The organism is Salinibacterium sp. CAN_S4, from assembly GCF_015752305.1.
In the GTDB taxonomy this organism is placed as follows: Bacteria; Actinomycetota; Actinomycetes; order Actinomycetales; family Microbacteriaceae; genus Rhodoglobus.
In genome coordinates this window covers 376,828-399,030 of sequence record NZ_JADOVB010000002.1, presented here as the reverse complement: position 1 = coordinate 399,030, position 22,203 = coordinate 376,828, and the positions used below count along the sequence as shown (strand labels likewise).

General features: G+C 65.4%; 20 protein-coding genes. 13 read left to right on the top strand and 7 right to left on the bottom strand.

Features of this window, described 5'->3' with window-relative positions:
* Nucleotides 1-24: 24 nt before the first annotated feature.
* Both IWX81_RS08270 and IWX81_RS08265 read right to left on the bottom strand, forming a co-directional pair.
* Nucleotides 25-723, bottom strand: coding sequence for a potassium channel family protein (locus IWX81_RS08270; RefSeq protein ID WP_199280833.1), 699 nt, complete (start codon nucleotides 721-723; stop codon nucleotides 25-27).
* Nucleotides 716-2,080, bottom strand: a complete 1,365-nt coding sequence (locus IWX81_RS08265) for a TrkH family potassium uptake protein (protein WP_334593585.1) — start codon at nucleotides 2,078-2,080, stop codon at nucleotides 716-718. Before IWX81_RS08265 ends, IWX81_RS08270 begins: the two co-directional genes overlap by 8 nt.
* 54 nt (nucleotides 2,081-2,134) lie before the next feature.
* Here IWX81_RS08265 and IWX81_RS08260 point away from each other — a divergent pair, with 54 nt between their 5' ends.
* Nucleotides 2,135-3,013: an SMP-30/gluconolactonase/LRE family protein gene (locus IWX81_RS08260; RefSeq protein WP_199280832.1), complete on the top strand. Its 879-nt coding sequence runs from the start codon at nucleotides 2,135-2,137 to the stop codon at nucleotides 3,011-3,013.
* 3 nt (nucleotides 3,014-3,016) lie between these two features.
* On the opposite strand, the gene IWX81_RS08255 is transcribed toward IWX81_RS08260, so the two are convergent.
* From IWX81_RS08255 to IWX81_RS08245, 3 genes are all read right to left on the bottom strand, one after another.
* Complete coding sequence (locus IWX81_RS08255) at nucleotides 3,017-3,457, bottom strand: nitroreductase family deazaflavin-dependent oxidoreductase (RefSeq protein WP_199280831.1); 441 nt, start codon at nucleotides 3,455-3,457, stop codon at nucleotides 3,017-3,019.
* Nucleotides 3,458-3,479: 22 nt separating this feature from the next.
* A complete protein-coding gene (locus IWX81_RS08250; protein ID WP_199280830.1) occupies nucleotides 3,480-4,268 on the bottom strand; it encodes an endo alpha-1,4 polygalactosaminidase in 789 nt (262 codons plus the stop codon).
* A 96-nt stretch (nucleotides 4,269-4,364) separates the two neighbouring features.
* Complete coding sequence (locus IWX81_RS08245) at nucleotides 4,365-5,375, bottom strand: LacI family DNA-binding transcriptional regulator (protein ID WP_199280829.1); 1,011 nt, start codon at nucleotides 5,373-5,375, stop codon at nucleotides 4,365-4,367.
* 202 nt (nucleotides 5,376-5,577) lie between these two features.
* Here IWX81_RS08245 and IWX81_RS08240 point away from each other — a divergent pair, with 202 nt between their 5' ends.
* The 11 genes from IWX81_RS08240 to IWX81_RS08190 all read left to right on the top strand — a co-directional run bounded on the left by IWX81_RS08240 (nucleotide 5,578) and on the right by IWX81_RS08190 (nucleotide 18,772).
* Nucleotides 5,578-7,098, top strand: coding sequence for a sugar ABC transporter ATP-binding protein (locus IWX81_RS08240; protein ID WP_199280828.1), 1,521 nt, complete (start codon nucleotides 5,578-5,580; stop codon nucleotides 7,096-7,098).
* Nucleotides 7,095-8,120, top strand: coding sequence for an ABC transporter permease (locus IWX81_RS08235; RefSeq protein ID WP_199280827.1), 1,026 nt, complete (start codon nucleotides 7,095-7,097; stop codon nucleotides 8,118-8,120). The genes IWX81_RS08240 and IWX81_RS08235 overlap by 4 nt, the downstream gene beginning before the upstream one ends.
* Nucleotides 8,113-9,138, top strand: a complete 1,026-nt coding sequence (locus IWX81_RS08230; protein ID WP_199280826.1) for an ABC transporter permease — start codon at nucleotides 8,113-8,115, stop codon at nucleotides 9,136-9,138. Before IWX81_RS08235 ends, IWX81_RS08230 begins: the two co-directional genes overlap by 8 nt.
* 57 nt (nucleotides 9,139-9,195) lie before the next feature.
* A complete protein-coding gene (locus tag IWX81_RS08225; RefSeq protein WP_199280825.1) occupies nucleotides 9,196-10,251 on the top strand; it encodes a rhamnose ABC transporter substrate-binding protein in 1,056 nt (351 codons plus the stop codon).
* Nucleotides 10,252-10,315: 64 nt separating this feature from the next.
* Nucleotides 10,316-10,690: an L-rhamnose mutarotase gene (locus IWX81_RS08220; RefSeq protein ID WP_199280824.1), complete on the top strand. Its 375-nt coding sequence runs from the start codon at nucleotides 10,316-10,318 to the stop codon at nucleotides 10,688-10,690.
* Nucleotides 10,687-11,853 (top strand): L-rhamnose isomerase, encoded by a 1,167-nt coding sequence (gene rhaI / locus IWX81_RS08215; protein ID WP_199280823.1) that lies wholly within the window; start codon nucleotides 10,687-10,689, stop codon nucleotides 11,851-11,853. Before IWX81_RS08220 ends, rhaI begins: the two co-directional genes overlap by 4 nt.
* 27 nt (nucleotides 11,854-11,880) lie before the next feature.
* Nucleotides 11,881-13,311 carry an L-fucose/L-arabinose isomerase family protein gene (locus IWX81_RS08210; RefSeq protein WP_199280822.1) on the top strand — a complete coding sequence of 477 codons (1,431 nt, stop codon included), beginning with the start codon at nucleotides 11,881-11,883 and terminating at the stop codon, nucleotides 13,309-13,311.
* A 34-nt stretch (nucleotides 13,312-13,345) separates the two neighbouring features.
* Nucleotides 13,346-15,382, top strand: a complete 2,037-nt coding sequence (locus IWX81_RS08205; protein WP_199280821.1) for a bifunctional aldolase/short-chain dehydrogenase — start codon at nucleotides 13,346-13,348, stop codon at nucleotides 15,380-15,382.
* Nucleotides 15,382-16,743, top strand: a complete 1,362-nt coding sequence (locus tag IWX81_RS08200; protein ID WP_199280820.1) for a rhamnulokinase — start codon at nucleotides 15,382-15,384, stop codon at nucleotides 16,741-16,743. Before IWX81_RS08205 ends, IWX81_RS08200 begins: the two co-directional genes overlap by 1 nt.
* A gap of 66 nt (nucleotides 16,744-16,809) precedes the next feature.
* Entirely contained in the window at nucleotides 16,810-17,451 is a 642-nt protein-coding gene (locus IWX81_RS08195) for a GntR family transcriptional regulator (protein WP_199280819.1), read from the top strand.
* Nucleotides 17,444-18,772, top strand: coding sequence for an alpha-hydroxy acid oxidase (locus IWX81_RS08190; protein ID WP_199280818.1), 1,329 nt, complete (start codon nucleotides 17,444-17,446; stop codon nucleotides 18,770-18,772). Before IWX81_RS08195 ends, IWX81_RS08190 begins: the two co-directional genes overlap by 8 nt.
* A 285-nt stretch (nucleotides 18,773-19,057) precedes the next feature.
* Here the strand turns inward: IWX81_RS08190 and IWX81_RS08185 are convergent, their stop codons facing one another.
* Both IWX81_RS08185 and IWX81_RS08180 read right to left on the bottom strand, forming a co-directional pair.
* On the bottom strand, nucleotides 19,058-20,053 hold the full coding sequence (locus tag IWX81_RS08185) for a M56 family metallopeptidase (protein WP_199280817.1): 996 nt from the start codon (nucleotides 20,051-20,053) through the stop codon (nucleotides 19,058-19,060).
* 20 nt (nucleotides 20,054-20,073) lie between these two features.
* On the bottom strand, nucleotides 20,074-20,436 hold the full coding sequence (locus IWX81_RS08180) for a BlaI/MecI/CopY family transcriptional regulator (protein WP_199280816.1): 363 nt from the start codon (nucleotides 20,434-20,436) through the stop codon (nucleotides 20,074-20,076).
* A 179-nt stretch (nucleotides 20,437-20,615) separates the two neighbouring features.
* Here IWX81_RS08180 and IWX81_RS08175 point away from each other — a divergent pair, with 179 nt between their 5' ends.
* Complete coding sequence (locus tag IWX81_RS08175; RefSeq protein ID WP_199280815.1) at nucleotides 20,616-22,202, top strand: cytochrome ubiquinol oxidase subunit I; 1,587 nt, start codon at nucleotides 20,616-20,618, stop codon at nucleotides 22,200-22,202.
* Nucleotide 22,203: the final 1 nt, after the last annotated feature.

Below are 22,203 nucleotides of genomic sequence, written 5' to 3'. Positions count from 1 at the left end.
GCGAGCGCCTCGGGTCTTCTGCGCTCAGAACTGCTGGCTGAACGCTTCCGCCTTGCGGGTCGGCCCCGATACGAGGATGGTGTCATCCGCCCTGATGACGGTGTCGAGGGTGGTGTGGCTCCAGGTCCCACCGACCGGTAGCACGGCGATCACCGTCACTCCGGCGGTGGATCTCAGCTTCGATTCCCCGAGGGTCCGCCCGACGATCCCCTGCGGCGGCGCCATCTTCACGAGGGAGAAATCGTCGCCGATCTCGAGGTAGTCCTGCATGGAGCCGCGCACCAGATGCGCGACCCTGCGCCCCATCTCCTTCTCCGGGTAGACGACGTGCTGCACACCGAGTTGCTCGAGGATGGTGCCGTGCGCATCGCTGACCGCTTTCGTCCACAGGTTGGTGACCCCCAGTCGCAGCAACAGGGAGGTCGTCAGGATGCTCGCCTCCACATCGTTGCCGATCGCCACCACGACACGGTCGAATTCTGGCACCGACAACTGCCGCAGCACCTCCTCCTTCGTGGAGTCCGCCATGACGACGTGGGTGAGCTGCCCGTTGAGCCCCTGGACTATGTCTTCACTCGTGTCGATGCCGAGCACCTCGGTTCCGCTCGCGACGAGCTCCAGCGCGAGTGACGCCCCGAACCGCCCGAGGCCGATCACGGCGACCGAGTTCGCCTGCGACGCGATCCCGGCATCCTTCGAGGTGAAGAGCGACAACTTAGCCAATGATCGGCCTTTCCTTGGGGAGTTGGTACAGGATCTCGCGATCCCGCAGTGCTAGCGCAGACGCGAAGGTGATCGGCCCGAGTCTGCCGAGGAACATGAGAGCAATCAGGATGAGCTGGGCCCCCACGGGAAGACCCGCGGTGATGCCGACCGACATCCCCACGGTGCCGAAGGCCGAGACCGCTTCGAACAGCACGGGACCGAGCGCCAGGCCGGACATGATCATTATCGCGATCGTCGCCGCCACGACGACTCCGACCGAGAGGAGCACCAGAGCGATCGCCTGCCGATGAACGGCGCGCGAGAGTCGCTTACCGAACACGTTGACGACGCCGTCGCCACGGATCTCCGCGACGAGGATGAACAGCAGCACAGCGAAGGTGGTCACCTTGATTCCACCCGCCGTTCCGGCCGAACCTCCGCCGATGAACATGAGCGCGATCATGCCGAACTGGCTCGCGTCATCCATCGACCCGATGTCGATGCTGTTGAACCCGGCTGTTCGGGTCTGCACCGACTGGAAGAAGCCAGCGAGGATCTTGCCTGGCCAGTCGAGCGGGCCGAGGGTGGCGGGGTTGGACCACTCGATCGCCGTGATGTAGATCGTGCCGAGCACGAGCAGTGAGATGGTCGCCGCCACCACGATGCGGGTGTTCATCGTCCAGCGGAGGGGGCGGCGCCACTCGCGACGCAACTGAACGAGCACCGGGAATCCCAGCCCGCCGAGGATGATGGATGCGCTCAGTGTCAGGGAGACGACGGGATCGGTCACGAACCCCATCATGCTGTCGCTGTAGAGCGCGAACCCGGCGTTGTTGAACGACGACACGGCGTGGAAGACCGCGAACCAGAGAGCTTTACCCAGCGGGTAGTTCAGCGCGAACGCGAACCACAGGAACAGGACGACCGCCACCGCGCCCTCGATGAGGAGGGAGATCTTCAGCACGCTGCCGACGATCTTGTTGACGTCGAGCACTCCCGTGCTTTTCGTCTCGGCCGCTGCGGTGAGTCGTGACCGGAGCGAGAGCCGGCGCACCACGGCGATGCCCACGATCGATGCGAAGGTCATCACGCCCAGCCCGCCGATCTGGATGAGGACGAGGATGACGACCTGCCCGAACACCGTCCATGCGACCGGAGTGTCGACGATGATCAGCCCGGTGACACAGATCGCGGAGGTGGCGGTGAAGAATGCCTCGATGAAGGAGGCGCCGCCCGGGCCGGGCCGGGAAATCGGCAGCATGAGCAGCAGAGTCCCGACGATCGTCGCGACCGCGAAGCCGATGACGACGACCCGTCCGGGTCGCGCCGGTCGAAGCCGCGGGCCCGGGGAAACCACAGCTCCGACGGTTCGCACGGAGTCAGACTACCCAGTGAATGCCGGTTCGGCGATGCCGGTACCGTTGTCCCCATGCACACGGCGAGCACCTTACTGGCGGGCGATGTCCACCTCGAATCGCTCTGGACGGGTGGGATCTGGCTCGAAGGGCCTGTATACGTTCCGGGCTCCAGGACCGTGCGGTTCAGCGACATCCCGAACAACCGCATCATGCAGTTCTCGACGGCTAGTGGCGAGACCACCGTCTACACCGACGACGCCGAGTTCTCGAACGGACGCACGCTGGACCTCGATGGCAACGTCGTGCAGTGCAGCCAGGGCCGTCGAGCCATCGAGCGCGACGTCGATGGCACAGTGCAGGTGGTCGTCGATCGCTTCGGCAGCGGGCGCTTCAACTCGCCGAACGACGTCGTCGTCGCCTCTGACGGATCCATCTGGTTCACCGATCCACCGTACGGCCTGCACCCGAGCGGTCGAGAAGGTCGACCGGGGCCGCAGGACTACGACAGCTGTTTCGTCTTTCGTGTGTCGCCGGACGGTATCCCCACCGTCGTGATCTCGGACATGGTCTACCCGAACGGGCTCGCCTTCTCCCCGGATGAATCCCTGCTCTATGTCTCAGACACCGGCCCCACGACCGACGACTCGGCGCTGCAGCAGATCCGCGTCTATGACGTCGTCGACGGAGCGGCCCTCAACGGGCGGGTGTTCGTCGAGCCGGACGGGGTCGCCGACGGCTTCAGGGTGGATGTCGCCGGCCGGGTCTGGACGTCGAGCGGGTCGGGCATCCAGGTGTTCGCCGCCGACGGCGAGCCGCTGCTCGACGTGCCTGTGCCGGAGACCGTGAGCAACCTCTGCTTCGGCGGCGACGACGGCACCGAGCTCTACCTGACGGCAACGACGAGCCTGTACCGACTGCACACGGCGACGACAGACACCGCCCGGCGGTGAGCGTCAGGCGCTGAACGGTTCCAGCACGAAGACCGGGATCTCGCGGTCAGTCTTCTCCTGGTAGTCGGCGTAGTCCGGATACGCCGCAACGGCGCGATCCCACCATGTGACCTTCTCGGCACCCGTCACTTCCCGTGCCCTGTAGTCCAGCTTGCTGGCGCCATCCTGCAGCTCCACATGCGGTTGCGCGACGATATTGAAGTACCAGACAGGATGCTTCGGGGCGCCGCCGAGCGATGCTACGACGGCATACGTGCCATCGTGCTCCACCCGCATCAACGCCGTCTTGCGCAGTTTGCCGGATTTCGCGCCCACCGTCGTCAGCACGATGACGGGCATGCCGCGCAGTTCGCCGCCCTCAGCACCATCCGTCGCCTCGTAGAGTTCGGCCTGCTTGCGGGCCCAGTCGGACGTGCTCGGTTCGTATTCTCCTGTGAGTGGCATGCATCCATTGTGCCTCGCGGCGTCAGCAGCGGTCGTAAACGTATCCACTGCTGCCAGGCGGCGAGAGGTCACGATCTCGCAGGATGGTGGATGCCGGTGTCGCGGCATCGGCGCACACCTCCGCAAACGAACGACGCAACTCATCCGTGTATTCGATGTCGATGACCCGGTCGCCATACACCTCGGTGAAGCTCCCGCACTCCTCGTACTGGTCGCACTCCTCAGCGACGGCGAAGTCGAAACCGATGTCGTCCCGGCCACGCGTGCCCAACTCACCGGTGTTCTTTTGGCCCGCAGCGAGGCCGAGGTCGTGCGCGTGAGCAACAAGAATGGTGGCGAAGTCCACCGCATCGCCGAGGGTCAGCGCTCCCCCTGAGCGTGTATACGAGTCGAGATTGTCCAACTCGACGGCGTCGAACCCGGCGGAAGCGCAACGGTCGATCATGGCGGTGACCCGTGCCGCGGCATCCGTCCGCTTCGCCGCCGTAGAGACGTCGATGATGTTTTCGTCGGGCCAGTTGGGGTCGACCAGCGCTGCGCCGGAGTCGCCCCGCACGACCAGCTCGATGGGCCATTCGGTGCCGGGCTGGGTCTGGAAGCCATTCACGTAACAAATCGAATACAGGCCAGGCTCTGGCTCGTCGAGGCTGTCCCTCGTGACCACCGTCACGCCCGCTGGCGGCGGGTATTTGCCGCCGAGTTGATAGTCCACAACGGAACCGGCGGGGAATACTGAGGGCGAGTCAGCGGAGGGAGCGGCTGTGCAGCCGGACAGGATGAGGATGCTCGCACAGGCCACCCAGATTCTCATAGCGCGAGCTTAGGGTGACGATTCGGGCGCCCGCCATCGCTGGAATCACATCCGGGGAATGACCTGGCCGGCGACCTCCGGATCCGGAGTCGCCCGTCACCGACGAGTGGACGCCCTGACCACGAGCTCCGGCTGGAACACGACCTGGCGGGCCTCGATGGTGGGGTCGGCTGCCTCGTCGAGAAGGATCTCGACAGCGGTCTGCCCGATCAGCGCACTCGGCTGGCGGATGGACGACAGCGGCACCACGGCAGCCGACGCGAAGTCGATGTCGTCGTAGCCGATGAGCGCGATCTGTTCGGGAACCAGCATTCCGTGACCCTGCATCATGAGCGCCTGCAGCACTCCCATGGCGACCAGGTCGTTCGCGGCGAAGATGGCGTCCGGTCGCTGCGCGGCGGGTCTCGTGAGGATCTCGGCTCCTGCTGCGCGGCCGGCGATCACGCTCAGGGCATCGATCGGGATCACATCGAGCGTGACATCCGGGTTGACCGCGACGGCATGCCTGGCACCTTCCAGCCGGTCGGCGACCTGGCGGATCTCCATCGGTCCGCCGATGTAGGCGATCCGACGCCGGCCCTGCGCGATCAGGTGCTCGACGGCGAGACGGCCGCCCGCGATGTCATCCACCGAGACCGAGCTCACCGAAAGATCGGTGCTGGTCCTGTCGACGAGCACCGCCGGAATGCCGCGCTTTCGGAGCCTCAGCAATCGCTGCGTGATGTCGGCATAGGGCGAGATCAACACCCCGTGCACCCGTTGTTGCTCGAACAGGTCGAGGTAGGTGGATTCGCGGTCTGTATTCTCGTCGCTGTTCCCGAGGGTGACGGTGAGTCCGGCGGCGGCTGCCTGGTCTTCCGCACCGCGAGCGATATCGGTGAAGAACGGGTTGCGCACATCGAGCACGATGAGGCCGATGGTCTTGCTGCGCCCGTCACGCAGTTGCCGCGCAGCATCGTTACGGATGAAGCCGAGATCGTCGATCGCTGATCGCACCCTGGCTACAGTCGCCGCCGAGACCTTCTCGGGGTGGTTCATCACATTCGAAACAGTCCCCACCGAGACGCCGGCGCGCTCAGCGACATCGCGAACACTCACTACCGTCATCGGCCTGCCTCCTTCGAGCGACCTTCGTCGCCGAATTGAATCGATCCATGTTTACACCCAAGTGATCTCCGACAACGAACTACGCCGGATTCATTGTGAACGGATCGTGACTTGACGCTTCGGCGCTACCCATCGTAGAGTTCAACCGCCCCAAGAATTAAAACGATTCAACCGCTCCTCAGAGCCGAGGCAGGAAACATCAATGTCGATACCCGCGGAGAAAACCTTCGTCGCAGCCCTCGAGCTTGCTGGCGCTGCGAAATCCTTCGGCCCGGTCATAGCCCTCGCCAACGGCACGGTCGAACTGCGCGCCGGTGAGATCCACGCGCTCGTGGGAGAAAACGGCGCGGGCAAGTCGACCCTCGTCAAGATCCTGGCCGGTCTGTACCACCCCGACGCCGGCGACTTTCGCGTCGCAGGCGAGCCTGTGTCATTCCGCACGGTAGCCGACAGCAAGGCCGCCGGCATCTCGGTGATCTATCAGGAGCCGACACTCTTTCCTGACCTCACCGTTGCCGAGAACATCTTCATCGGTCGACAGCCCCGCGGGAGATGGGGGCTCATCGACCGCTCCGAGATGCGCGCACAGGCGAGGGAGCTGTTCGCACAGTTGGGAGTGCCGATCGACCCCGATCGCGTTGCCGAGGGGTTGTCGATCGCGGACCAGCAGATCATCGAGATCGCCAAGGCCATCTCCCTCGACGCCAGGGTGCTGGTGATGGATGAACCGACCGCCGCGCTCTCGGGCACCGAGGTCGAGCGGCTCTTCACTGTCGCACGCGGGCTTCGCGATAAGGGCGCCGCCATCCTCTTCATCTCGCACCGCTTCGACGAGGTGTTCGACCTGTGTGATCGCATCACCGTGATGCGCGACGGCCACTACATCGGCACCCACGCCACAGGCGACGTCACGGTGGCTCAGATCGTGCGCGAGATGGTCGGCCGCGATATCGAAGCCCTGTTTCCGAAGCAGGATGCCGTGATCGGGGACGTGGTTCTCGAGGTCAGCGGACTCGGCCGGGCCGGGGTGTTCAGCGACGTAGACCTCGTCGTGCGCTCAGGCGAGATCGTCGGGCTCTCTGGACTCGTCGGGGCCGGGCGCACCGAGATCGCCCGCGCCATCTTCGGCATCGATCGCTACGACACGGGCACCGTGCGCTTTCTCGGAAAAGACCTGCCAGCTCATAACCCGATGGCCGCGATCAACGCTGGCCTCGGGTTTGTTCCTGAAGACCGCCGTAAGCAGGGTCTCGTGATGGATCTCTCCGTCGCCCGCAACTCAGCCCTCACGCTGCGACACAGCCTCGCGCGATTCGGCATCATCAATGGCGCCAAAGAGCGCAGCGAGGCTGCGAGCTGGACCAAACTCCTGCAGGTGAAAGGCTCGCTCGATGCCTCGGTCTCCACGCTCTCCGGAGGCAACCAGCAGAAGGTGGTGCTCGCCAAGTGGCTTGCGACCGAGCCGACACTGCTCATCGTCGACGAACCGACGCGCGGGATCGACGTCGGCACCAAAGCGGAAGTACACAGGCTGCTCTCCGAACTCGCCGGTCGCGGCATCGCCATCCTGATGATCTCTTCGGAGCTCCCCGAGGTGCTGGGAATGTCAGATCGCGTGATCGTCGTTCGTGAGGGACGGATCGCGGCTGAACTCGACCGCGCCGATGCAACACCCGAGACCGTGATGCATGCGGCAACGGGAGCCAGGGAGGACGCCCGATGACAACCGCTGACTACACGGGGCGCCGAAGTGTCGGCGCCAGTATCGGCCACCTGATCAGGCTGCGTGAAATCCCGGTATCTGTCGCACTCGTCGCTCTGGTAGCGATCACCTTTCTGGCCAACCCCCGGTTCCTGAGCAGTCAGAGCGTCAAAGACCTGCTGCTCAACGCCACCATCGTGATCATCCTCGCGACGGGCCAGGCCCTGGTGCTCATTACCCGCAACGTCGACCTCTCTGTCGGCTCGATCCTCGGTCTTTCCGGATTCCTCACCGGCACCCTGTTCGCGACCTTTCCCGGCATCCCGATTCCCCTGGTGTTCCTCGCCGGAATCGCGATCGGAGTTCTACTGGGCGCCGTCAACGGACTTCTCGTCACCGCGGCAGGTGTGCCTGCACTCGTCATCACCCTCGGGACGCTCTACATCTACCGAGGAATCAATAATGCCTGGGCCGGTGGCAAGGAGTACTTCTCCGGTGACCGCCCAGCGGCGTTCGGCAACCTTTCTGTCGATACCTTCCTCGGGTTTCCCATCATCACTCTCATCGCCCTGGCGGTGCTCCTGGTGATAGCTATAGCGCTTGCCGCGACGCGAGGGGGGCGCGACTTCTACGCCATCGGCTCAGATCCGGATGCCGCCAAACTCTTTGGCATCCCCATCAAGCGCCGCGTCGTCACTGCGTTCGTTGCGAACGGTGCGCTCGCGGGGCTGGCCGGTGTTCTTTACGCCTCGCGATTCAGTTCGGTGGGCGCGACAACGGGAACGGGGATCGAGCTCGACGTCGTCGCCGCAGCGGTCGTGGGAGGGGTCGCCATCTTCGGTGGTTCCGGCTCTGTCGTCGGCGCAGCCATCGGAGCGCTCCTGCTCACCACGATCACCAGCTCCCTGACCGCTCTGAGGGTCGATAAGTTCTGGCAGCAGGCTGTCGTCGGAGCGCTGATCCTGTCCGCCATCATCATTGATCGAATCGCGAGCCTGCGAACAGCCAGGAAGCTCCGAGTAAGCGAGGCCCGCGATGTCTGAAACTCTTGCCGTCTCCGATAGGCCCCGCGGCCCGCTCTCACGGCTCACCAGCAGGGACGCCCTGCTGGTGGGAGTGCTCGTGGCCATCCTGCTGGTGGCGAGCATCGCGCTTCCGCGATTCGCCTCTCCCGTCACCGTGGGCTACCTGCTGCTGAATGCGGTACCTGTGCTGCTCATCGCGCTGCCCATGACGCTCATCATCATCACCGGAGAGATCGACCTCTCGGTCGCGAGCATCGTGGGGCTGAGCACGTCGACGATCGGAACCCTGACACTCCAGGGCTGGGATTTCGGGCCAGCCGTGCTGGTCGCAGTGCTTGTCGGCATGGTTGCCGGGGCCGTCAACGGCGCCCTCATCGCCTTCGTGGGCCTGCCCTCCCTGGCCGTCACCATCGGTACGCTCGCCCTCTACCGGGGGCTGACCCTCGTCTTCATCGGAGACAACTCGGTGTCGAGCAGCCAGTATCCGGGCGAGTTCTCGACCTTCATCAACCAGAAGCTGGGTACGACCGGAATTCCTGTCGTCATTCTCGTCGTCGCCCTCATCATCGGGATCTTTGCCGTCGTGCTCCACTTCACACCGTTCGGTCGTGGCCTGTACGCGCTCGGTTACAGCACGGAAGCAGCGACATTCGTGGGCATCAATGTGGCCCTGTCGAAGTTCTGGCTCTACGTCGCCAGCGGCGTCACCTGCGGCATCGTCGGAATCTTCTGGGCCCTCTACTACAGCGCACGAAGCGACAGCGCAACAGGACTCGAGCTCACGGTGATCGCCGCCGTGCTGCTGGGTGGAATCTCGATCTTCGGCGGGCGAGGAACCATTGTCGGCGCCATCTCCGGAGTGCTCGTGATCAGCAGCATCAACTACGCCCTGCGGCTACAGCGCGTGCCTGACGTCGTGTTGATCATCATCACCGGATCGCTGTTGATCGTCTCTGTCGTCGGCCCGAGCGTGTTCGACGCGGTCAAGCAAAGGCAGTACAGCAGGCGCGTGCGCCGCAGTATTCCCCGGGATTAGCCCCGGGGCCGGCCGACACCGCACCAGGAGTCGGAAACCCTAAAAGAAGGAAAGACAATGAAGTTGATTCGCAATCACGGGCGTCGCCGCTTCGCCGCTTTCGCGGCAGCGGGGACCGCTGTAGCGCTGGCAATGACGGGCTGCGCCGCCGGAGACACCGGTGGGGGAGCAGAAGGCGGGTCGAGCGATGGCGCGTCGATCACCTACATCCCCAAGGCCCTCAACAACCCGTACATCACCCTCGAACTCTCCGGCGGAAAGGCTGCCGCAGACGACCTGGGCTTCACGTACAACGAGGCGGCCGCTCTCGATGCTGGCGCCGACACCCAGATCCCGTTCATCCAGACCGAAGTGCAGAACGGCACCGACATCATCGCGGTATCGCCCAACGACCCGGACGCCGTGTGCCCCGCGCTCGAGGACGCCCGCGCCGGTGGAGCGAAGATCATCACCTTCGACTCCGACTCCGCCGTCGAGTGCCGTGACCTCTTCATCAACCAGACCTCGGTCGAGGGAGTAGCTGCCGGCCAGCTGGAGCAGCTCTTCGATCAGATCGGTGGCACCGGCGAGATCGCGATCCTGTCAGCAACAGCAGCGGCACCTAACCAGAACTCCTGGATCGATGCCATGAAGCAGCAGATCGCCGACAACCCCGACTACGAATGGAACCTGGTCTCGACCGTATACGGCGACGATGACGACACCAAGTCGTTCCAGGAGGCCCAGGGCCTGCTGCAGTCATACCCGAACCTCAAGGGCATCATCTCGCCCACAACGGTCGGTATCGCTGCCACAGCCCGCTACCTCTCCACCTCGGAGTACAAGGGCAAGGTCGCACTGGTCGGCCTCGGCCTGCCCGGCCAGATGAAGGAGTACCTCACGGACGGCACCGTCAAGGCGTTCGCCCTGTGGGATCCGTCTGACGTGGGATACCTGACCGCATACGCCGGCAAGGCTCTGCTCGACGGCACCATCACGGGCGAGGAAGGCGACACGTTCGACGGCGGGAAGCTCGGCGAATACACCGTCGGCAAGGACGGACTCGTGATCGTCGGGGAACTGCTCAAGTTCACGCCAGAGAACATCGACGAGTACGACTACATCTCGTTCTAACCACCAGCACCAACCGGGGGCCGGCCGCAGGGTCGGCCCCCACCACCTCACCAAAGGACACCCCATGACCGACCGCCTCGAGGCCACGCGAGAGCGCGTCTGCTTCCAGCTGCAGGTCAAGCCGGACCGCATCGAGCAGTACCGCGAAGCCCATGCCGCCGTCTGGCCTGACATGCTCGACGCACTCGAGGCGACCGGCTGGCACAACTACTCGCTCTTCCTCCGCGACGACGGACTGCTCATCGGATACTTCGAGTCCGATGACCTCCAGTCCTCCCTCGACGGCATGGCCGCCACCGACGTGAATGCGAAGTGGCAGGCAGCCATGGCCGACAACTTCGTCGACCTCGAGGTTCCCGCAGACGAGGGATTCCTGCGCCTCACCGAAGTCTTCAACCTCTCCGACCAGCTCTCCCGCATCGACAAGGACCTCTCGTGACCACTTTCTCTGACATCGCCCCCCGCCTGGAAGAGCAGGCCATCGAGCTCCCGTCCTGGGCGTTCGGCAACTCGGGCACGCGATTCAAGGTGTTCGGCACCCCGGGAACACCACGTACCCCGCAGGAGAAAATCGCTGACGCCGCCCAGGTGAACACATTCACCGCGCTGTCGCCGAGCGTCGCCCTGCACATCCCCTGGGACAGGGTCGACGACTACGCAGCGCTGCGTTCCTTCGCCGAAGACCACGGCGTTGCCCTCGGAACCATCAACTCGAACACCTTCCAGGACGACGACTACAAGTTCGGCTCACTCACCCACACCGACGCTGCGATTCGCCAGAAGGCCATCGATCACCACCTCGAATGCATCGACATCATGGATGCGACAGGATCCCGCGACCTGAAGATCTGGCTCGCCGATGGCACCAACTACCCGGGCCAGGGCGACCTGCGTGGCCGCCAGGATCGTCTGGCCGAATCGCTCGGAACGATCTACGCCCGCATCGGCGAGAGCCAGCGTCTCGTGCTGGAGTACAAGTTCTTCGAGCCGGCTTTCTACCACACCGACGTGCCCGACTGGGGAACGAGCTACGCCCAGGTCGCGGCCCTGGGCGAGCGCGCCCTCGTGTGCCTCGATACCGGTCACCACGCTCCGGGGACGAACATCGAGTTCATCGTGATGCAGCTGCTGCGCCTCGGCAAGCTCGGCTCGTTCGACTTCAACTCGCGCTTCTACGCCGACGACGACCTCATCGTCGGAGCGGCAGATCCGTTCCAGCTGTTCAGGATCCTCGTCGAGGTCGTGCGCGGCGGGGGCTATGGCACAGACAGCGGCGTCGCGTTCATGCTCGACCAGTGCCACAACGTCGAAGACAAGATCCCCGGTCAGATCCGCTCGGTGCTCAACGTGCAGGAGATGACGGCGCGCGCACTCCTCGTCGACTCGGAATCACTGAAGGCCGCTCAGGATGCCGGCGACGTGCTCGGCGCCAACGGCATCCTGATGGACGCGTTCTACACCGACGTGCGCGCAGACCTGGCGGAGTGGCGTGAGTCGCGCGGGCTGGACGGTGACCCCATGGCTGCGTATGCGGCATCCGGCTACCAGAAGCAGATTGCCACAGACCGCGTGGGCGGCCAGCAGGCGAGTTGGGGAGCCTAGGCTCTCGACAGCCCGAAGGAGCAGATCATGACAGGACTTTCAGAACTCTTGCCCCCGAAGAACCGCCGAAAGACCCGTATCGGGCTCGTGGCCGGTGGGCTCGGCACGTACTGGCCGCAGTTTCCCGGGTTGCTTCCGCAACTGCAGGAGTCGGCGACGTATGTCTCGGACCGGTTCGAGCAGATGGATGCGGACGTCATCGACGTGGGCTTCATCTCGGATGCACAGGAGGGTGTCGCTGCGGGCGAGAAGCTCCGCGTCGCGGACTGCGACCTGATCGTCATGTTCCTCACCACCTACCTGACCTCATCGATGGTTCTCCCGATCGCCCAGCGCAGCAACACCCCGGTGCTCGTGATCGACCTGCAGCCGACGGAGAAGATGGACCGCGCGAACTTCGACACGGGACTGTGGCTCGCATACTGCGGGCAGTGCCCTGTACCCGAGGTCGGCAACGTGTTCCGGCGGGCGGGGATCCCCTTCCGCTCGGTATCGGGATACCTGCGGCAGGAATCAGCCTGGGCGCGCATCGAACAGTGGATCAATGCGGCTCATATCCGGGCCGCCCTCCGCCACGCCAGGCACGGACTGATGGGACACGTCTATCCGGGAATGCTGGATGTCTCGACCGACCTCACGCTGCTGCCGACGACGTTCGGTTCGCACGTCGAAGTGCTCGAGTTCGACGACCTGCGCCAGCGTGTGGAACAGGTCACGGATGCCGAGACCACCGCGCGCATGGACCTGGCACGGCAGATCTTCACCATCGACGACACCGTGGTGGAGGATGACTTCGCCTGGGGCGCCCGCGTATCGGTCGCCCTCGACAGGCTCGTCGACGACTTCGACCTGGACAGTCTCGCCTACTACCATCGCGGCCTCGACGGTGAGCAGCACGAACGACTGGGCGCCGGCATGATCCTGGGTGCATCGTTGCTCACCGCCCGCGGCATCCCCTCGACCGGTGAGTATGAGCTGCGCACGACTGTCGCCCAGCTCGCCACCACTGTCATCGGGGCCGGTGGTTCGTTCACCGAGATCCAGGCTCTCAATTTCGACGACAACGTCGTGGAAATGGGCCACGACGGCCCCGCACACCTCGCCGTCAGCTCACAGGATCCCCTGCTGCGCGGTCTCGGGATCTACCACGGCAAGCGTGGTTGGGGAGTGAGCGTCGAATTCGACGTGCGTCAGGGACCTGTCACGCTGCTGGGCCTCGGACAGGACCGCGATGGTGCTCTCGCCTTCGTGGCCTCGGAGGGAACTGTCGTGCCCGGCCCGCTCCTCGCGATCGGCAACACCACGTCACGGGTCGACTTCGGCCGGGATCCCGGTGAATGGGTCGACGAGTGGAGCGCCACAGGAATCGGTCACCACTGGAGCCTGTCCCTCGGTCACCGCGCCTCAGATTACAAAGCCGCCGCCAACCTGCTGGGAATCGATTTCCGCCAGGTCTGACGCAGCACCCCGTTCAACCACCTCGAAGGAAACCATGACCAACCCCACCGCGGCAGAACTCGTCGCCCGCTCGAACCGCCTCGGCTCCGACGCCAGGGTCACGAACTACGCCGGCGGCAACACGTCCGCGAAGGGCACCGAGATCGACCCCGTCACCGGGGAACCCGTCGAGCTGCTCTGGGTGAAAGGCTCGGGCGGAGACCTCGGAACCCTCACGGAGTCCGGCCTCGCGGTGCTGCGCCTCGACCGCATGCGCGCGCTCGTCGACGTCTATCCCGGTCTCGACCGTGAGGACGAGATGGTCGCGGCCTTCGACTACACGCTGCATGGCAAGGGGGGAGCGGCTCCCTCCATCGACACGGCCATGCATGGACTGGTGGATGCCGCCCACGTCGACCACCTGCATCCTGACTCCGGTATCGCCTTCGCCACCTCCGCCGATGGGGAGGCCATCACCGCGAAGGCCTTCGGTGACAGGGTGGTCTGGGTGCCGTGGCGTCGACCCGGCTTCCAGCTCGGTCTCGACATCGCGGCCATCAGGGCGGCTCATCCCGAGGCGATCGGCTGCATCCTCGGCGGGCACGGCATCACAGCCTGGGGAGACACCAGTGACGAGGCCGAAGCCAACAGCCTGTGGATCATCGCTACAGCTGAAGACTTCATCGCGGCTAACAGCAAGGCCGAGCCGTTCGGCGCTCCACTCGAGGGGTACGGAGCGCTGCCAGCAGAAGAACGACTCGCGAAGGCTGCGGCTCTCGCCGCCCACATCCGGGGGCTCGCCTCGACCGACCGTCCCCAGGTCGGACACTTCACGGATGCGCCGGTGGTCACCGACTTCCTCGCCTCCGCCGAGCACGTGCGACTCGGGGCGCTCGGCACGAGCTGCCCCGACCACTTCCTGCGCACCAAAGTGAAGCCGCTCGTGCTCGACCTTCCCGCGAGCGCCACGGTCGAGGAATCCATCGCCAGGCTCGACGAACTGCACACCGCCTACCGTTCCGATTATGCGGAGTATTACGACAAGTACAGGATCGAGGGCAGCCCGGCGATGCGCGGTGCTGACCCCGCGATCGTGCTCATCCCCGGCGTCGGCATGTTCAGCTACGGCGCGAATAAGCAGACCGCACGCGTCGCCGGCGAGTTCTACATCAACGCCATCAACGTCATGCGCGGCGCCGAGGGCATCTCGACCTACTCGCCCATCTCCGACGCCGAGAAGTTCGCGATCGAGTACTGGTCGCTCGAAGAGGCGAAGCTCCAGCGGATGCCGAAGCCGAAGCCGCTCGCCGGCAGGATCGCGCTCGTCACCGGCGCGGCATCCGGAATCGGCAAGGCCATCGCGACCCGCCTCGCGGCCGAGGGCGCGTGTGTGGTCATCGCCGACCTCGACCTGGCCAGGGCACAGGAGGCCGCCGCAGAGCTGGGCACCTCGGATGTCGCGATCGGCATCGTCGCGAACGTGACGGACGAGGCGGCTGTACAGTCGGCTATCGACCAGACGGTACTCGCCTTCGGGGGGCTCGACCTCGTCGTCAACAACGCCGGACTCTCGCTCTCCAAGAGCCTGCTCGAGACCACCGTCGCCGACTGGGACCTTCAGCACAACGTCATGGCGAAAGGCTCGTTCCTGGTCTCGCGGGCGGCAGCGAAAGTGCTCATCGACCAGAAGCTCGGCGGCGACATCATCTACATCTCGTCGAAGAACTCGGTGTTCGCAGGCCCCAACAACATCGCATACTCGGCGACCAAGGCCGACCAGGCTCACCAGGTGCGGTTGCTGGCGGCCGAGCTGGGCGAATACGGCGTGAAGGTCAACGGCATCAACCCGGATGGCGTCGTGCGTGGCTCCGGCATCTTCGCCGGCGGCTGGGGCGCCAAGCGTGCCGCCGTCTATGGGGTCGCCGAAGACGACCTCGGCAAGTACTACGCCCAGCGCACCCTGCTGAAGCGCGAGGTGCTGCCGGAGAACGTGGCGAACGCCGTGTTCGTGCTCTGCACCTCAGACCTCAGCCACACGACCGGCCTGCACATCCCCGTCGACGCGGGTGTCGCTGCGGCCTTCCTGCGCTGATGACAAGGGCGGTCGCCGCCGTCGACCTCGGCGCCACGAGCGGTCGTGTCATGCTCGGTCATGTCGGACACAACGAACTCAGCGTGCGGCCCGTCGCGCGGTTCCCCAACGGTCCGGTACAGCGCGACGACGGCCTGCACTGGGACATCGACGCGCTCTACAGCCACGTACTCGATGGGCTCGCCGCCGCCGCGCGCGAGGATCCGGAGATCTGCAGTATCGGCGTCGACTCCTGGGCCGTCGACTACGCCCTGATCAAGGACGGCCGGATGCTCGCCGCCCCGTTCCACTACCGCGACGAGCGCACCGTGACTGCGGTCACGCGAGTGCACGAACTCGTGTCACCCGCGGAGCTGTACGCCGCGAACGGGCTGCAGTTTCTCCCGTTCAACACGCTCTACCAGCTCGCTGCCGAGGCGGACCTGGCGGGAGCCGACTCCTTCCTACTCGTACCCGACCTCGTCAACTTCTGGCTCACGGGCGAGCAGTTCGCCGAGCGCACCAACGCCTCGACCACGGGGTTGCTCGACATCGCGACCGGCCGGTGGGATGACGGGCTCGTCGATCGGCTCGGCCTGCCCCGCTCGATCTTCCCCACCCTCATCGACCCCGGTACGCCCGTCGGCCGGTTCGGTTCGGTGCAGGTCACAGCGGTCGGCTCGCACGACACCGCCTCGGCAGTCGTGGCCGTGCCCGCGACCCTGGACGATTTCGCCTACATCTCCTGCGGAACCTGGGGGCTCGTGGGGGTCGAACTCGATGCCCCCGTGCTGACCGAGGCATCGAGGGCGGCGAACTTCACCAATGAGGGCGGGGTCGACGGTCGCGTGCGCTACCTGCACAACGTGATGGGCCTCTGGCTGCTGAGCGAGTGCGTGCGCGACTGGGGCTCCCCCGATCTCGGTGAACTGCTCGCAGCCGCTGCGGCGCTCGAGACTCCGGTCACCATCTTCGACGCGGACGACCCCGGCTTTTTGGCACCGGGCGACATGCCAGCGCGAATTGCGCGGTGGTGTGTGTCGCGCGGGCTCCAGCCGCCCGAGTCCCGGGCGGCGTTCGTGCGCAGCATCATCGAGAGCCTCAGCGTCGCGTTCGTGACGGCGGTGCGCACGGCCTCAGAGCTGTCGGGTAAGCCGGTGAGCGTCATCCACATCGTCGGTGGCGGTTCGCAGAACGAACTACTGTGCCAGCTCATCGCGGATCGCAGCGGGATGCCCGTGCTCGCCGGTCCCGTCGAGGCGACCGCCATCGGCAATGTGCTCATCCAGGCGAGAGCGCAGGGACTCGTAACGGGTTCCCTCGAGTCGCTGCGCACCCTCGTGGCTGCGGCATTCTCGCCCCGGAGATATTCACCCTCGTGATTGTCTGACAATCTGGTACATTGTTAGACAATCTCTTCGGTGGGACCACAATGAGGCGGGAGCGAGATGTCGATCGACACCATCACCGTGCTCCCCGGCGCGATCTACGACCAGCTTCGCACCAGCATCCTCACCCAGCAGGATGCCCCGGGCTCGGCCATCACGGAATCGGCTGTCGCCCTCCGCTTCGGTGTTGCGCGCCCGACCGCCCGGCTCGCGATCGAGAGGCTCGTCGTCGATGGACTGCTGCGCCGCGAGCCGCACCACGCCGCCCGCGTTCCTGTGCTGCGCGGCGACGACATCGCGGATCTGTACTACAACCGCTCCATCGTCGAATCCGAAGCGGTGACGGCTCTCGCCGCCCTGTCAATCGTGCCGCCGGCGGCACTCATCGCCAACGCGGCCATCTCCACCGGAACCGACTTCGCCCGGCACGACATCGACTTCCATCGCGCACTGGTCGAAGGGCAGCCGAGCCTCCGGCTCACCCGGATGCACTCACTGCTCATGGGCGAGATCGAACTATGTATCGGGCAGGTGCAAGTGGCCCAGCTGCTCAGCGCGCACGACATCGCGGAGCAGCATCAGGGAATCCTCGACGCCATCGGCGCCGGCAACTCCGAGCTGGCAGCGCTGCTCATCACGGACCACATCGCCGGTGCCCGAGACCGACTCCTTCACAACCTGAACAGGACACACCATGGTTAAGCGGCAGTTCCCCAACCCCGTCGAGCTGGCAAAGCTCATGAAGTTCAAGGCTCCCGAGCTCGACGGCAAGAAGCGTCGGCTCGAGGGTGCGCTCACCATCTACGACCTCAAGGCGATCGCGAAGCGCCGCACCCCGAAGGCTGCGTTCGATTACACGGATGGCGCTGCCGAAGGCGAACTGTCCCTCGCCCGTGCGCGGCAGGCGTTCGAAGACATCGAGTTCCACCCGTCGATCCTGCGGGACGCGTCGAGTGTCGACACGACGACTACGGTGCTCGGCGGAACCTCCGCCCTCCCGTTCGGCATCGCACCGACCGGGTTCACACGGCTCATGCATACCGAGGGCGAGATCGCGGGGGCGGGTGCTGCGGCGGCGGCGGGCATCCCGTTCACCCTGTCGACGCTGGGGACGTCATCCATCGAGGATGTCAAAGCCGCGAACCCTCACGGCCGTAACTGGTTCCAGCTCTACGTGATGCGCCAGCGAGAGATCTCGTACGGGCTTGTCGAACGTGCGGCCGCGGCCGGTTTCGACACCCTGATGTTCACCGTGGACACCCCCGTCGCTGGCGCGCGCCTGCGCGATAAGCGCAACGGATTCTCGATCCCGCCGCAGCTCACGGCGGGCACCATCATCAACGCGATCCCCCGCCCGTGGTGGTGGTGGGACTTCCTGACCACTCCGCCGCTGGAGTTCGCTTCGCTCGCCTCAACCGGCGGCACCGTCGGTGAGCTGCTCGACTCCGCGATGGATCCATCCATCAACTACGACGACCTGCAGTTCATCCGCGACATGTGGCCGGGCCGGATCGTCGTCAAGGGCGTGCAGAACCTCGAGGACTCGAAGCGGCTCGCGACCCTTGGGGTCGACGGCATCCTGCTCTCCAATCACGGCGGCCGCCAGCTCGACCGCGCGCCCATCCCCTTCCACCTGCTGCCCGAGGTCGTGCGGGAGGTGGGCAACGATGTCGAGGTGATGGTCGACACCGGCATCATGAACGGAGCCGACATCGTGGCATCCATGGCCCTGGGCGCGAAGTTCACGCTCATCGGGCGCGCGTACCTCTACGGGCTCATGGCCGGCGGGCGCGAGGGCGTGGACCGCACGATCCAGATTCTCTCAGACCAGCTGCTGCGTACCATGAAGCTGCTCGAGGTGACGAGCATCGAGGAGCTCGAGCCGAAGCACGTCACCCAGCTGCAGCGGCTCGCCCCGCGCGCTATGGCTCCGGCCGCCGCAGCTGCCGTGCCCGCGAAGGTTTCGCGCACGGTGTCGGCTCCGCGCAAGCCTGCGGCCCGCAAGGCGCCGACCCAGGCCTGATACTTCGGTCGCGCTGGTCGTGGTGGGCAGCGCGGCCGATCCCTTCTCGCCCTCATGGCGGCTGGCGGCCCCTGGTTTCGCAACGTATGGCATCCCGCCATACGTCCCCACTATGCGACGTGCCCTTCCGAAACGACGGAGATTGCCACCCGTGGGCGCCGGCTACCCACGCAGTTCCGCGGTGCCGCGAGCTGGCTTCCGTCGTTTCGGAAGGTAGGCGGGGGAAGGTGGGCGAGACGGGAGGAGCGTCAGAGGCAGGCACGCTGCCACCCCGGCGCGCAGCTGCTAGAGCAGCGCTGCCACCCCGGGCGCGAACAGCAGCACCGTGGGCACAGCCAGCAGGGCGACCGCGGCGACAACGACGGCGGCCTCCGCAGCAGCGGTGAGTGGGCGGGCGTCGAGCCGCGCAATCCGGTTGCGGAGTTCGCCGGTGGATGCCACATCCCCCCCATCACTGCCAGAATCCCAATCACCGCCAGAATCCCAATCACGGCCAGAGTCCCAATCACCGCCAGAGTCCCAGTCCGGAACCGACGCCGCACCTGATCCACTCCCGCGCTCAGCACCGACGAGCACTATGGCTCGCGCGAGGACGGAGTCGGGTACGACCCGGCGGGCTCGGTCATCCGCCAGCATCTCGATCAGCACACCGACCTCGTGCTGGGCACGGAAGGCGATGGGAAACCACGGGAGCGAGGCGTACCAGGCCCGGAACGCGACGAGAACGACATCGTGCCGCTGTTGCACATGTGCCTTCTCGTGCTCGATCACCGCAGTCATCTCGTCGTCGTCGAGAAGCTCGACGAGCCCGGCGGAGACGACCGTCACCGAGGTCACCGCCCCCGGGAGGCAATACGCGACAGGGGCACGGCTGTCGATCATCCGTGAGCCGGAGGGCAGCGGTGAGCTGAGAAGAAAGAGAAGCTGGGCGTGCCGACGCCGCTGGCGCTCAGACCTGACGATGGTCAGGGTGAGGTTGAGCAGCAGGTGGAAGGTAAGCAGGGCCGCACCGGCGAGCGCGAGGGCGTTGGGCAGTGCTATCTCGAGCACGCCCTGATCAGCCAGACCCATCGCCCCCGACACGAGATCGTCACCGAATGGCGCCAACCCGAAAGTGAGCAAGGCGCCGATCATCGACAGCCCGCCCGCGACCGCAATCGACTGCCAGAGCAGCAGCGCGGCAGCCGGAGCGCGCGCGGGCCACGTCGCGCGAGAGAGCAGCAACGGGACCGGCCACGCGAGGGCTATCGCAAGCGCGGCGAGCGCCAGAGGCGCGATCATCGGGGTCAGCGACCGTCGAGTCAGCGACCGTTGAGAAGGTGGCGGAGAGTCTCCGCCTCCTCGGCACTGACCTGGCCCACGAATCGTTCGAGCACAGCGGTGCGGTTCGATGCTCCGCCCAGCACTTCGTGCATGAGATCAGCCATATGCGCCTCACGACCGGCCACGGCACGGTACCGATGCGGCCGTGAATCGCGCTCGCGCACGACGAAGTTCTTGTTCTCCAGTCGCGAGAGTACGGTCAGGATTGTGGTGGCCGCGAGCTCCCGTCCGGTCGTGGCGGGTTCGGCAAGCCTGGCCTGAAGATCGTAAGCGGACAGGCTCTCGCCTTTTGCCCAGAGCAGGTCCATGACGCTGCGTTCGAGTTCGCCGAGAGAGTGCATGCGTCAATTCTACCCCGAGTAGAAATGTTTTCTACAAGGGTGTAGAAATAGTTCTACGGACCGTAGAAATCGCCCGAAACAGACGGACGGGACCAACGGCCCTGTCGGTGCGCATCGCTTCCCCTGAAATATGGGCTGCGGTCAGGAGAACTCCGACCGATAGCAGGAAGGCATCGCGGATGGACCCGCTCGAAATCGCTCGCTGGCAGTTCGGCATTACCACCGTCTATCACTTCGTCATGGTGCCCCTCACGCTGGGCCTCGGCCCGCTCGTGGCCATCATGCAGACCATGTGGGTGCGCTCCGGCAACGAGAAGTACCTTCGCATGACCAAGTTCTGGGGCAAGCTCTACCTGATCAACTTCATCGTCGGCGTCGCGACCGGGCTCGTGCAGGAATTCCAGTTCGGAATGGCCTGGAGCGAATACGCCAGGTTCGTCGGAGACGTCTTTGGCGCCCCCCTCGCGATGGAGGGCCTGCTCGCCTTCTTCTTCGAATCCACCTTCCTCGGCCTGTGGATCTTCGGCTGGGGCCGGCTTCCCAAGAAGCTCCACCTCGCCACCCTCTGGATCGCCGTCGCCGGTTCCGTCGTGTCAGCGTTCTTCATCATCGTCGCCAACTCCTGGATGCAGCACCCCGTCGGCGTGGAACTCGTCGACGGCCGCCCGGTCATGAACGACATCTGGGCCGTGCTCACCAACAACACCGCCCTGACGGCATACAGCCACACCATCATGGGTGCGCTCGCCGTCGGCGCGGGCTTCCTGGTCGGCATCTCCTGGTACCAGCTCTGGCAGCGTCGTCGCGACGGAATCGACACAGTGGATGCCCGTGGCAGGGTCGTCGTCGGCGAACGGCTCGACATCCCGGGCCGCGACCGCACCGACCACTCGGTCTGGATCAAGAGCCTGCGCATCGGTGCCGTGGTCGCCATCATCGGATTCGGCGGGGTCGCCCTGACCGGCGACCTGCAGGCCAAGCTCATGTTCGAGCAGCAGCCCCTGAAGATGGCCGCCGCGGAGGCGGCCTGCCAGGACGGCACGAGCTTCTCGGTGCTGTCGATCGGAAATCTGGGCTCGCAGAACTGTGACGACGTGGCCGGGATCATCGAGATTCCGGGCATCCTGTCGTTCCTCGCCCACGGTGATTTCACGACGGAGATCAAGGGCGTCAACACCCTGATCCCCGAGTACCAGGCGAAATACGGGACCAATCTTCCGGATGACCCGCTCTACGGTGAGCGGGCCGGCCAGGCGATCAACTACCTGCCCATCATGGAGGTCACGTACTGGGGCTTCCGGCTGATGATCGGGTTCGGCATCCTGGCCGCAGGATTCGCCGTGCTCACGCTCTGGCTGACGCGCAAGGGCACGGTGCCGAAGTCGCGAGTGATGATGTGGACGGCGCTGCTGAGCATCCTGGCCCCCTTCGCCGCCAACATCTCGGGCTGGGTCTTCACAGAAATGGGCAGGCAGCCGTTCGTGGTGGCCCCCAACCCGACGCCGGGTGGTGTCGACGGAGTGTTCATGTTCACCGCTGCCGCCGTCTCGCCTGGCGTCACCGGTGAGGAGATCGTCTTCTCCCTCATCGCCTTCGCCCTGGTCTACGCGGTGATCATCGTGTTCGAGGTGAAGCTGCTGGTGAAGTACGTGCGCGGCGGTGTGGCATCCGCAATGCCCGAGCTGGGGCATCCTGAGCACGATGACGACAACCCGACCGATCCCGATGACCCCGGCAAGCGCGACGTTCTCGCGTTTGCGTACTAGG